Raw genomic sequence first — 12,203 nt, 5'->3', positions numbered from 1 at the left:
TCGGCGTCCGGGGTCGGATTATCGTTTTCTGTGCAACCTGCCTGTGGTCGCGTGATCTGCCCGGGGTGGTTTGGTCAGGTGCACGTCCGTGCATCCACCCTCAGTCGCGGGATCGTTCGCCGATCCGCATTACTTCCCAATGTAGCGTTATTCCACTGGATTGAAAAACCTTTTTTCGCACATCTTCACCAAGATCCTCGAGGTCCGCCGCGCTGGCCTCGCCGGTGTTGATGAGGAAGTTCGAATGCTTCTCGGACATCTGTGCTCCGCCACGGCGCGCGCCGCGCAGTCCGGCCCCGTCGATCAGCGTCCAGGCCTTCATCTCGTGCGTATCGTCGGCCTGCCCCGTCGAGGAATGACCGGCCGGGTTGCGGAAGGTCGAGCCGGCGGTGCGCTCCTTGGTGGGCTGGGTGGCGTCGCGCTTGGCGAGCTGCTCTTCCATCCGCGCCGCCAGTTCCTCGGGGTTGCCCTCGGGACCCTCGAAGGTGGCTTCGATCAGCACCGCGCCGGGGGCGAGGTCTGTCTGGCGATAGCGGAAGTTCAGGTCGTCGGGGCCCAGCGTGACTATGCGTCCGTCACGGGTCACCGCCCGCGCGGACACGAAGCGGTCTGCGACATATGTCCCGTAACAGCCCGCGTTCATCCGCACCGCGCCACCGATGGCGCCGGGAATGGTCCGCAGAAATGTCAGGTCGACGCCCGCCTCCGCCGCCTTGCGCGCCACGTGAGCGTCGAGCGCGGCGGCCCCGGCGGTCACCCGCGTGCCGTCGACCTCGATCCCGTTGAAGCCCCGGCCCAGCCGGATCACCACGCCCCGCAGACCGCCATCGCGCACGATCAGGTTCGAGCCGACGCCCATCGGGAACACCTCGACCTCCGGGTCGAGCGCGGCGAGCGTCGCGGCGAGGTCCTCCGGGTCGGCGGGCTGGTAGAACCAGTCGGCCGGGCCGCCGACACGCAACCACGTCAGGCCGGAAAGGTCGCGGTCGCGGCTCACGCGGCCGGCGGTGTCGGGAAAGGTGAAAGTGTCGGTATCAGCGGTCATGCTGGCCTCCTGCCCGCATTCTCCCCGGCCGTAAAGCCCCGGCCGGGCCCGGCGCAGGTCGGCGATCGGCGCGTTCAGGCGTTGACGTCGAACTGGCGGCGCCCCCAGCGCATCAGGTAGCGCACGGGCCAGCGCAGCACGCTCATGCCCGCGGCGAGCGCCAGGAGTCCGACCCAGGGGCCGTTCTCGAGCGTCAGGTATCCCAGCAGCGGGATGCCGAGCGCGATCAGGATGTAGGCGCGCGTCCAGTGATTGTCCCGCGAGGGCAGCATGGCCAGCACGTTGGCGGCCAGCGCCCACACGAGGGCGAGCACGAGAGAGAGGGTCATGAGGGGTCCTCCACGACGGGTCGGCCAAGGGCCCGGCCGACAAGGTGAACGAGAGGCCGGCGAAACAGCGATGCCGCCCCGGCAATGGCAATCAGCGTCCAGACGACGCCGTGGGTCCGGCCGATCCAGACCAGAAGCACCGGAAGGATCAGCAGCAGCGTCACCCCCGGCACATATTGGCGGCGCATCGGCAGGCACGCCGTGAGGCAGGCGCCGAGCACCCAGAAGCAAGCCGCGACGAGCGCCGCGCTCACGCGGCCGCCTCCAGCCGCGCAGTCAGCCCGTGGGCCCAGGCGCTGATCGTGCCTGCCCCGAGGCAGACGACCATGTCGCCCGGCTGAGTCTGTTCGCGCACGAGCCGCTCGAGGTCGTCCTCGTCGCGAATGCCGCGCGCGTGGCGGTGACCGTGGCGGATCAGTCCGGCCACGAGATCGTCGCGGGTCGCGCCCTCGATCGGGTCCTCGCCCGCCGAGTAGACATCCGCGATCGCGACCACGTCGGCCTCGTTGAAGCAGGCGCAGAAATCGTCGAAGAGGGAATGCAGACGGCTGTAGCGGTGCGGCTGGTGAACCGCGATGACCCGGCCCTCGCAGGCCTGCCGCGCGGCTTTCAGCACCGCGGCGATCTCGACCGGATGGTGCCCGTAATCGTCGATGATCGCGACGCCGTCGATCTCGCCCACGCGGGTGAAGCGGCGGTTCACGCCGCCGAACTTGGCCAGCGCCTCGCGGATCTCGGCCCGCTTCATGCCCAGATGCCGCGCCACGGCCACCGCCGACAGCGCGTTCGACACGTTGTGGTCGCCCGGCATCGGCAGGGTGCAGCCCTCGATCATCGCGTCCTCGGCCTGCAGCGCGATGTCGAAATGCGCGATGCCCATCTCGTAGCGCAGGTTCACCGCGCGCACGTCCGCCTGGGTGTTGAACCCGTAGGTCCGCACCTTGCGGTCGGTGATCTTGCCGACCAGCCGCTGCACCTCCTCGTGGTCGGTGCAGCACACGGCGAGGCCGTAGAACGGGATGTTCGACACGAAGTCGAGAAAGCCCTGCCGCAGCGTGTCGAAATCGCCCCAGTGATCGAGGTGTTCGGGATCGATGTTGGTCACGATGGCCACGGTCGCCGGCAGCCGGTTGAAGGTGCCGTCGCTCTCGTCGGCCTCCACGACCATCCACTCGCCCTGCCCCATCCGGGCGTTCGAGCCGTAGGCATGGATGATGCCGCCGTTGACCACGGTCGGATCGTAGTCGCCCGCGACCAGAAGGGTCGCCACCATCGTCGTCGTGGTGGTCTTGCCGTGGGTCCCGGCCACCGCGATGTTGGACTTCAGCCGCATCAGTTCGGCCAGCATCTCGGCGCGGCGCACCACCGGCAGGCCACGCGCCCGCGCGGCATCCAGCTCGGCGTTGCCCGGCTTGATCGCGGACGAGATCACCACGACCTCGGCATCGGCGAGGTTGTCCGCCGACTGGCCGACGAAGATGCGCGCGCCCAGGCCCTCCAGCCGTTCGGTCAGCTTCGAGGCCTTCAGGTCGGAGCCCTGCACCGTGTAGCCCAGGTTCAGCAGCACCTCGGCAATGCCGGACATGCCGATACCGCCGATGCCGACGAAGTGGATCGGCCCCACGTCGGTGGGAAGCTTGGTCGCCGCGTTCATCGCGTCTCTTTCCTTTCTGCCAGGTCCTCGACCAGCGCGGCGAGGTCCTCCGCCGCGTCGGGGCGCGCGACCGACAGGGCCGCGCGATGCATCTGAAGCGCGCCGTCCGGGTCGTCCAGGACAGCGCGGATCGCCTCGGCCATGGCCTCGACGGTAAGTTTTGATTCGGGCATCCGGATGGCCGCGCCGGCCTCGGTCAGCTGGCGCGCATTGGCCGTCTGGTGATCGCCCGCGGCCGCCGCGAACGGCACGAGGATGGCCGGCCGCCCGATCACCGACAGGTCCGCCACCGACGACGCGCCAGAGCGCGAGATCACCAGCTGCGCCTCGCTCATCCGCGCCGGAATGTCCGGGAAGAATGGCTGCACGTCGGCGTCGATGCCGTTCTGGGCGTAGAACTCCGCCACCCGCGCGCCGTCCTCGTCGCGGGCCTGGTGGCTCACGCGGAGGTGGCGCAGCATGTCCATGGGCAGCGCGGCAATGGCGGGCGGGACGACGTCCGACAGGATGCGCGCGCCCTGGCTTCCGCCGATCACGAGGATCGACATCGGGTAGTCCCCTGGCACGATGTAGCCCGCGCCCGCCCGCTCGCGCACCGCCGCGCGCACCGGGTTGCCCACCGGCACGCCCTCGACGCCCTCCGGCAGCTTCGTGGGCCAGGTGCCGCAAGCCACGACATCCACGCGCTTCGAGAACAACTCGTTCACCCGTCCGAGGATGCCGTTCTGCTCGTGGATCATCCGCGGCAGGCCCAGCATCCACGCAGCGCCCAGCGCCGGGATCGAGGGGTAGCCGCCGAAGCCCACCACCGCCGCCGGCCTGTCGCGCCGCATCCGCGCCGCCGCTGACAGGACGCCCGAGCCGATCCGGAACGGCACCGCCGCCTTGGCCAGCGGCCCGCCGCGCGCGAATGTGGCCGAGGCGACCTCCTCGATTTCCACTCCCTCGGGGAACCCGCCGGTGTAACGCGCCCCGCGCGCGTCGGTCGACAGCTTGACCCGCCAGCCGCGCGCCAGCAGCGCCTCGGCGAGGGCCTGCGCGGGGAACATGTGCCCCCCGGTGCCGCCCGCGGCCATCACGATCAGGTTCTGTCGGTCGGCTTCGGCCATGATCGGCTCGGGCCCCCTTCTCGGTCTTGGCGGGCTCCCGGCCCGCGCCGCGTCGCGTGCAACCCTAGCGGAAGCGCCCCCGCAGGATGTCGCCTATCTCGCCCTGAGGACGGCTGCGTGTAAAGGCCAGGAGCATACCCACGGCGATGCCGCCCGCGATCAGGGACGAGCCGCCGTAACTCACGAAGGGCAGCGTCATGCCCTTGGCCGGCAGCAGCCGCACAGCGACGCCCATGTTGATCATCGCCTGCACGCCGAACATGCAGGCGAGGCCGGTGCCGGCGAGGCGGATGAACGGGTCACGCTCGCGCGTCAGCCGCTGAAGCGACCTCAGGACGATCGCCGCGTAGAGCACGATGATGCAGATCACCAGCACGAGGCCGTATTCCTCGGCCGCCACCGCGATGATGAAGTCGGTATGCGCGTCCGGCAGCGACCATTTCACCTGCCCCTCGCCAACGCCGACGCCGAAGAAACCGCCCTCCTGGATGGCGTTGGTCGCGTAGCCCAGCTGGGTGTTGGGATCGACCTCGGGACTGAGGAAACCGTCGATGCGGCGCGCGAAGTGCTCCGAATTCTCGTAGGCGATGGTGCCAGCGAAGATCACCGCGCCCGCCATGCCGATCAGCAGCAGCATCGGCGCGCCGGCCACGAAATACATCACGCCCCAGCCGAAGAGAACGAGACAGGCCTGTCCGAAGTCCGGCTGCATCGCCAGCATCAGCACGATCGCCACCGCCAGCGCGAAGGACCACAGCTTGCCCGGCGGGCCGCCGACCTCCTGGCTCGCGGCCATCATCCAGGCCGCGACGATCATGAATGCGGGCTTGAGGAACTCCGAGGGCTGCACCGAGGCGAAGCCCAGGCTGTACCAGCGCACCGCGCCCTTGCCGAAATCGGTCCCGAGGACCGGCAGCAGCGCCAGCGCGACGAAGGCGCCGAGAAACCCGATCACCGCAAGCCGTCGCACCATCACCGGGGACATCAGCGAGGTGAGGAACATCGCCACGAGGGCCAGTCCGCCAAAGAACGCCTGTCGTCCGACATAATGGAACGGGTCCAGCCCGTTGCGCTCGGCCAGCGGCGGCGACGCCGCGAGGCCCAGCAGGATCCCGATCCCGAACAGGATCAGGATGAAGCTCAAAGTCCACGTATCGACCGTCCGCCACCATTTCGGCAGAACGGGTTCGCCGCCCTGCACGGGGGCCGTGCCATACACCATCTCCGTCATGGGAGTCCCGCCTCGATCCGCTCGATCTGAATGTAAATGCCTGCGTCGCCCGGTTGTCCGGGTCTGATCGTGCAAGCGTAGCGGAAATGTCGCGCCCAGGCCAGCGCGAATGCCGCCCGCCGAGGTTTTCGGTTGCGTTTTCCGCCCCTGCCGCTCCGCCCGCCTGCCGCGACACGCGCGCCACGGCACGGCCGCGCGGCCAGCCGCCTCGGCCCGACCGGACATCGCGGTCCGTCGGGGCACGGGCCCCGGCTTCTTCTCGTCCGCAATACTCCGGGGGTCCGGGGGCAGCGCCCCCGGTCGTCTCGGCCGCGCCGCGCCCTTCCCGGACCGCGTCACCCCCGGCCAAGCAGGATCTGCATCCACACCGCGCCCGGATCGTAGAGCGTCCATTCCCGGCGCACGCCCTGCGGCCCGAACTCGGCCTGGCTCAATCCCGTCAGGTGAACCTCCGCCCCGGTCGGCGCGCCGAAGGCACCCCAGCCATCGTGGCGGCCGGTGAGGCTCCAGCGCAGCGCCGCCCGTGGCGGCATGAGCGCGGCCTCCACCCCCATGCGGTGGGCGATCTCGAATCGCGCCGAGGGGAACGCCCCGCGCAGACCCAGCCAGAACGACCGCGCGGCGCGGGCGCCCTGCGCCGCCGTCCCCGGCAGCGCGAGGTCCGCCGCGGGGTCGTACTGGTCGTCGATCAGTCCGAACGCCCCTTCCATCGCGCGCTCGATCAGGTCGGACCAGACGGCCCCCCAGCCGTCGCGATCGCCGGGATCGGAGAACATCGCCGGCTCGTCGAGGACGGGCATCAGCGGCTCGGCCTCGGCGTCGCGATGCGCCAGCATGTCCGCTGCCCAGCGCTCGGGGTCCAGACCCAGCGCCGCGAAGATCGCGGCGCGGTCGGTGACCCGCCAGATCTCGGTGAGCCGCCCGTCCTTGGACGCCGCCGTCCAGAGAACGCGGGTCCGCAGACGTCGCCCGGTCGCAGGCCCGTAGAGGCCCGCTCCGTCGTGGCGCGCCTCGATGACATGGCGCGCGGCCGAGACGCGGACGCCACCGCGTGCGCGCAGGCTCATCGAATCCTCGCGGAACCACGTCTGGCCGCCCAACGCCGACAGAGGCGCAAGCGCGTCCGTCGCCACCGCGACGCGCCCCTGCCGGATACCCTCGGGCGCACGCAGAACGACATTGCGATGCAGCGCCGTCTCCACCGGGGCGCCGAAATCGGCGTCACGCCAGATCGCCTCGACAGTGTCCGGAAGGAGGGTGTCGTCGGCCTCCACCTGATCGAGATTATCCTTCACGCGCACCTCCGCCTGCCGGCCTGCCTGGCCCGAGGCTAGGTCCGCTCGATTAAGCCGCGGTTAACGTTAACAAGGCGGACACCCGGGAAGCTGGTCGCTGCGTCCGGCATACCGCCGGCACGGACAACTTACGGTGCACCTGACCACCGGTACGGCCAGTGCCGGGAGCCGCTGCCAGTGCCGGCACCGGCCTCCCCGCGCTCGCACGGGTCAGCGCAGGAACTCGATCGAACGCCGGAAAATCGGCTACACGCGTTTGGTCGGTCCGGCCCTGTCGGCTTGGACGTATGGGTCGGCGTTTCCCGGCGCATGGGGAACGCCCCGAAGCGCGCCGCCAAGGTAGCCCCTCAGCCGCCGTCGGCCCCGGGCAGCGTATCGATCCATCCGAGAATTCGCTCGGTGACCGGGCCGGTGAGAGACGGCGACAGGATGTCCCCCGCGATCACGTGGTTGGACGGATCGGCCTCCGGGCCCGGCGTCACGGCCTCCACCGTAACTGGACCGCCCCAGTCGGCGGCGACGGCTTGCGTTGCGGACGGGTCCACCACCTTGTCGGTCGGCGCATAAATGAAAAGCGCCGGCACCCGCAGCGCCGCGTGATCGACCTCGGCGGCGGCGCCGACCGCTTCGGCCATCGGCAGGACGGCGGCGAAGGGGTAGTCCTCGGTCCAGAACTTCGCGTGCAGTTCATTCGCGGGCGTGAAGCCGCGCCGTTCGCCCGCGATGAGCGGCCCCCACCAGCGCACCCCGGGCCAGCGCAGCACCCGGGCCACGGGATTGCCGACGCGGTAGTTCGGCGACAGGAGCACCATGCCGGCCAGGCCCTCGGACATCTCGGGATCGGCGGCGGCGATGGTCGCGAGCGTACCGCCGGTCGAGGTCGACAGGATCAGCACCCGCTCGCCGATGGCACGGCCGATGGCCATAGCCTCGGCCACGTCGCGCATCCAGTCGGTGAGGCTCGACTCGCCCATGGCCTCGGCGTCCCGGCCGTGGCCCGAAAGCCGCGTGTAGTAGAGGTTGGCGCCCAGCGCGTCGGCCACGTTCTCGGGCACCGGCCGGATCTCCTCGGACGAGGCCGAAAAACCGTGCAGGTAGATCACCGCCCAGTCGGTCGGCGTTCCGGTCTCGCCAGCCCAGCGCACGCGCTTGCGGGTTCCGGGCACGATGTCGTCGAACCGGGCCTCGGCCTCGCGCAGGTAGGCATCCACGCCCACGTCCAGCCGCGCGGGGTCGAACGTGACGTCCACGTCGTCGGGCTCGTCCGGCAGAACCAGTGCGACGACGACCAGCACCAGCGCCAGGAGGCCCAGCGCAGCCGCGATACGCGCGATCAGGCGCACGTGCGCCCCAGCAAGCCGCCCGGCCCGCTCATCCGCACACCTCCGTGACCGCCGCCTCGATCAGCGCGAGGCAGTCCGGCGCAGAAAAGCGGTGATCGGCGTGCTTCACCAGCGTCAGGCGCACGTCATCGCCCTCGATGTGATCGAGCAGGCGAAGCGGTACGCTGCCGTCCACCGCCTCGTCTTCGGTGCCCTGCAGCAGGCGCACCGGGAACGGCATCTTGAGCGGGCGGCGCAGCACGAGATTCTCGCGCCCGTCCTCGATCAGGGCGCGGGTGACGATGTAGGGATCGTCGAAGGCCGAGGGCAGTTCGACCTGCCCCTCCTCCATGATGGTCGTGCGGGTCTCCTCCGAGAATCCCGCCCAGAAGCTGTCCTCGGTGAAGTCGGGCGCCGCCGCGATACCGACGAAGCCCGCGACCCTCTCCGCACCGAGGCGCTGGCTCAGAAGCAGGCCGATCCAGCCGCCCATGGACGACCCCACCAGCACCAGCGGGCCGTCCGTCGCGGCCTCGATCAAGCGAAAGGCGTCGTCGGCCCACGCGCCGATCGTGCCCTCCTCGAACACCCCGCCCGAGATGCCGTGGCCGGAATAGTCGAGCCGCAGGAAGGCGCGTCCCTGCGCCTTGGCCCAGGCTTCGAGGTGCACGGCCTTGGTGCCTTCCATGTCGGACTTGTAGCCCGACAGGAAGACGATGCAGGGGCCGGCACCCTCGGTCTTGGCGTAGGCGAGGCGGCCGCGGGGGCCGTCGAGGTGGGAAATGTCGGTCATCAAGCCTCCGGATCGCGTCGCGCCGGAGACTGCCCCACCGGCGCGCGCGTTTCCAGCCCCGACGCGCGGCGGGCGTTGTGCCCGGGGCCAGTGATCTCGCCGGGGGCGGTCCCCGGCGGTAGACGGAGCACGACACGGGCCGACGCCTAACACTGGGGCGAAAAGTGCCGGCCCCAGAGAGACCGGCACCATACGTCTGCTTCGCGCCCACCGCCGCGGCTTCTCAAGTCCCCTTCGACTCCGTTCGGTGGATCAGACATACGGCGACCCCGGCACCTTGACCCGCCGCCGCCACCACATGTCGGGAGGCGCCTTTCTCACGTGCGGGACCGGGCCCATCCTGCTGCTTACATCATGCGTGTCCGGCGGCAGCGAACGCATACACCCGGGCACCTCTCGGTCCGAGAAAGCGCCGCTTGCCTCGCGTTGCAGCAAGGCGCAGATCGGCGCCTCGCCGTCATACGACGCGCCGACCGGTTCGCCTCAGCCCGCAGCACGTTCGGCGGCGCGGGCGTCCTTGTCGGCGCGGACCGCCGCGCGTTTCGTGGCGAGCGACGCCGCGATGACGCCCACCGCGACAAAGGCGATCAGGATGGTCGAGAGCGCGTTGATCTGCGGACTGACCCCGAGGCGCACCGCCGAGAAGATCTTGATCGGCAGCGTCGTGGCAGACGGACCCGTGGTGAACGACGCGATCACGAGATCATCGAGCGACAGGGTGAACGCGAGCAGCCAGCCCGAGATCACCGCCGGCGCGATGATCGGCAGGGTCACCAGCCGGAACGCCTCGAAGGGCGAGCAGCCGAGATCGAGCGCGGCCTCCTCCAGCGCAGTGTCGAAGGTGGCGAGCCGCGACGACACCACCACCGAGACGTAGCACATGGAGAACGTGGTATGCGCCAGCACCACCGTCAGGATGCCGCGGTCCAGCCCGATGCCGATGAACAGCAACAAGAGCGACAGACCGGTGATCACCTCGGGCATCACCAGCGGCGCATAGATCATGCCCGAGAACAGCGTCCGCCCCTTGAACCGGCCGGCCCGCACGATGACCGTCGCCGCCATCGTGCCGAGAACCGTCGCGATGGTGGACGAGAAGACGGCCACACGCAGCGTGACCCAGGCCGCGTCCAGGAACTCCTGGTCGCGCAGAAGCTCGCCGTACCACCGGGTCGAGAAGCCTGCCCACACCGTCACCAGCTGCGAGGCGTTGAAGCTGTAGATGATCAGGATGACCATCGGCAGGTAGAGGAACGCGAAGCCGAAGGTCAGCGAGGTCGCGTTGAACAGCGAAAAGCGCCTCATGTCCCGGCCTCCCGTTCCTTCTGCTCGTTGCGCTGGAACAGCACGATCGGGATGATGAGGATCGCCAGCAGGATGATCGCCACGGCGGATGCCACCGGCCAGTCGCGGTTCGAGAAGAACTCCTCCCACAGCACCTTGCCGATCATGAGCGTGTCCGACCCGCCCAGAAGCGACGGGATCACGAACTCGCCGATCGCGGGGATAAACACGAGAAAGCAGCCGGCGATGATGCCCCCGCGCGACAGCGGGAAGGTCACCAGCCAGAACGCCGAGAGGCGCGAACATCCGAGATCCTCGGCGGCCTCGAGCAGCGACTCGTCCATCTTTTCCAGCGTGGCGTAGATCGGCAGGATCATGAACGGCAGGTAGGTGTAGACGATGCCGATCTGCACGGCGGCCGTGGTGTTGAGGATCTGCAGCGGGCTGTCGATGATCCCGAGCGCCAGCAGCGTCTGGTTCAGCAGGCCCTCGTTGGCGAGGATGCCCATCCACGCGTAGACGCGGATCAGGAACGAGGTCCAGAACGGCAGGATCACCAGCATCAGCAGCGTCGGACGCCATTCCGGCGCGGCGCGGGCCATGCCGTAGGCGATGGGATACCCCACCGCCAGCGTGATGAGCGTCGAGACGAAGGCGATCCAGAGCGAGCTGAGATAGGCCTTCCAGTACAGATCGTCCTGCGTGAGGAAGACGTAGTTCTCGAAGTCGAGCGCGCGGATGAACTCGACGAATCCCGCCCAGCCGGCCGAGAGGTCCAGCTTCGGCGAATAGGGCGGGATCGACAGCGTGATGTCCGACAGCGAGATCTTCAGGACGATCAGGAACGGCACGAGGAAAAGCGCCAGCAGCCACAGGTAGGGAACGGCGATCAGGGCGAAGCGTCTCATCGGCGGATCCTCCGTGCGGCGGGCGCGGCGGTGTGGGGCGCGGTGCGGTTCATCGCGCCAGCATGACGCCGGCGGTGTCGGTGAACGACAGCCACACCTCGTCCTCCCAAGTGATGCCCCGATTGGCGAGACGGCGGGTGTTCGCGCTCTGCGCCTTCATCATCGTGCCGTCGGCAAGGCGCACGTGATAGGTCGAGATGTTGCCGAGATAGGCGATGTCGATGACCTTGCCCTGCAGCACGTTGGGACGGCTGTCGTCGCGCTCCTTCGAGATGTGCACCTTCTCGGGACGGATCGCGAAATAACACTGGGCGTCGCGGTCGAAGCGCTTCTGCGTCGTGGCGTGGATCGGCGGCTGGCCCTCGGCCCAGGCCACGTCGACCTTGTCGCCGGTCTGACTGGCGCGGCCCTCGACGATGTTCACGTCGCCGATGAAGTCGGCCACGTAGACCGAGTTCGGCGCCTCGTAGATCACGTCGGGCGTGGCGACCTGGATCAGCTTGCCCTCGTCCATCACCGCAACGCGGGAGGCCACGGTCATGGCCTCCTCCTGGTCGTGGGTCACGATCACGAAGGTGGTGCCTGTCTTTTCCTGGATGTCCATGAGCTCGAACTGCGTCTCCTCGCGGAGCTTGCGGTCGAGCGCGCCGAGCGGCTCGTCAAGCAACAGGAGCTTCGGCGCCTTGGCGAGACTGCGCGCGAGCGCCACGCGCTGGCGCTGGCCGCCGGAGATCTGATGCGGTTTGCGGCCGGCGAACTTGGTCAGTCGCGTGAGGCGCAGCATCTCCTCGACCCGTTCGTCGATCTTGGCCTTGTCCTTCGACTCGCGGCGCAGACCGAAGGCGATGTTGTCGCGCACGCTCAGGTGCGGAAACAGCGCGTAGGACTGGAACATCATGTTCACCGCCCGCTTGTTCGGCGGGATCGGCGCGATATCCTGCCCCGACAGCAGGATGTTGCCCTCGGTGGGCGTCTCGAAGCCCGCGAGCATCCGCATCATCGTGGTCTTGCCGCAGCCCGAGGGACCGAGCAGCGCAAAGAATTCCTGCGCGTAGATGTCGAGCGTCAGGTCGTCGATTGCGGTGAAGTCTCCGAACCGCTTCGTCACGTTGCGAAACTGGATCAGGGGCTTTTCGTCCGGATCGTCCCAGGGGGCGAAGACCGTCTGGTTCATGGAGGCTCCGAAGGCGGCGCGAAGTCAGGAGGGCGTACGTCGGCGAGGCCCGCGCTGCG

General features: G+C 69.1%; 12 protein-coding genes. All 12 read right to left on the bottom strand.

The window, feature by feature from the left end; genetic code table 11:
- Nucleotides 1-100: 100 nt before the first annotated feature.
- Nucleotides 101-1,045: a UDP-N-acetylmuramate dehydrogenase gene (murB, locus tag BMX29_RS07060; RefSeq protein ID WP_092811495.1), complete on the bottom strand. Its 945-nt coding sequence runs from the start codon at nucleotides 1,043-1,045 to the stop codon at nucleotides 101-103.
- A 74-nt stretch (nucleotides 1,046-1,119) separates the two neighbouring features.
- On the bottom strand, nucleotides 1,120-1,374 hold the full coding sequence (locus BMX29_RS07055; RefSeq protein ID WP_043842192.1) for a DUF2484 family protein: 255 nt from the start codon (nucleotides 1,372-1,374) through the stop codon (nucleotides 1,120-1,122).
- On the bottom strand, nucleotides 1,371-1,628 hold the full coding sequence (locus BMX29_RS07050) for a DUF2484 family protein (RefSeq protein WP_092811493.1): 258 nt from the start codon (nucleotides 1,626-1,628) through the stop codon (nucleotides 1,371-1,373). Before BMX29_RS07050 ends, BMX29_RS07055 begins: the two co-directional genes overlap by 4 nt.
- Nucleotides 1,625-3,028 carry a UDP-N-acetylmuramate--L-alanine ligase gene (murC, locus tag BMX29_RS07045; RefSeq protein WP_092811491.1) on the bottom strand — a complete coding sequence of 468 codons (1,404 nt, stop codon included), beginning with the start codon at nucleotides 3,026-3,028 and terminating at the stop codon, nucleotides 1,625-1,627. Before murC ends, BMX29_RS07050 begins: the two co-directional genes overlap by 4 nt.
- Nucleotides 3,025-4,137, bottom strand: a complete 1,113-nt coding sequence (gene murG, locus BMX29_RS07040; protein ID WP_092811489.1) for an undecaprenyldiphospho-muramoylpentapeptide beta-N-acetylglucosaminyltransferase — start codon at nucleotides 4,135-4,137, stop codon at nucleotides 3,025-3,027. Before murG ends, murC begins: the two co-directional genes overlap by 4 nt.
- 64 nt (nucleotides 4,138-4,201) lie before the next feature.
- Nucleotides 4,202-5,368: a putative lipid II flippase FtsW gene (gene ftsW / locus BMX29_RS07035; protein ID WP_092811487.1), complete on the bottom strand. Its 1,167-nt coding sequence runs from the start codon at nucleotides 5,366-5,368 to the stop codon at nucleotides 4,202-4,204.
- A gap of 335 nt (nucleotides 5,369-5,703) precedes the next feature.
- Nucleotides 5,704-6,663, bottom strand: a complete 960-nt coding sequence (locus BMX29_RS07030) for a nuclear transport factor 2 family protein (protein ID WP_092811485.1) — start codon at nucleotides 6,661-6,663, stop codon at nucleotides 5,704-5,706.
- 347 nt (nucleotides 6,664-7,010) lie between these two features.
- A complete protein-coding gene (locus BMX29_RS07025) occupies nucleotides 7,011-8,006 on the bottom strand; it encodes an alpha/beta hydrolase (RefSeq protein ID WP_092811483.1) in 996 nt (331 codons plus the stop codon).
- Nucleotides 8,007-8,034: 28 nt separating this feature from the next.
- Entirely contained in the window at nucleotides 8,035-8,778 is a 744-nt protein-coding gene (locus tag BMX29_RS07020) for an alpha/beta fold hydrolase (RefSeq protein WP_092811481.1), read from the bottom strand.
- 483 nt (nucleotides 8,779-9,261) lie between these two features.
- Nucleotides 9,262-10,083 carry an ABC transporter permease gene (locus BMX29_RS07015; protein WP_043842186.1) on the bottom strand — a complete coding sequence of 274 codons (822 nt, stop codon included), beginning with the start codon at nucleotides 10,081-10,083 and terminating at the stop codon, nucleotides 9,262-9,264.
- The gene (locus tag BMX29_RS07010; RefSeq protein WP_092811479.1) at nucleotides 10,080-10,970 is read right to left on the bottom strand and encodes an ABC transporter permease subunit; all 891 of its coding nucleotides are present in this window, start codon (nucleotides 10,968-10,970) and stop codon (nucleotides 10,080-10,082) included. Before BMX29_RS07010 ends, BMX29_RS07015 begins: the two co-directional genes overlap by 4 nt.
- 49 nt (nucleotides 10,971-11,019) lie before the next feature.
- Nucleotides 11,020-12,144: an ABC transporter ATP-binding protein gene (locus tag BMX29_RS07005; RefSeq protein ID WP_092811477.1), complete on the bottom strand. Its 1,125-nt coding sequence runs from the start codon at nucleotides 12,142-12,144 to the stop codon at nucleotides 11,020-11,022.
- Nucleotides 12,145-12,203: the final 59 nt, after the last annotated feature.

The sequence above is a fragment of the Roseivivax marinus genome (assembly GCF_900109705.1).
Classification (GTDB): Bacteria; Pseudomonadota; Alphaproteobacteria; order Rhodobacterales; family Rhodobacteraceae; genus Roseivivax; species Roseivivax marinus.
Note: the sequence above shows the minus strand (reverse complement) of the source record. Positions and strands in the feature narration are given on the sequence as shown.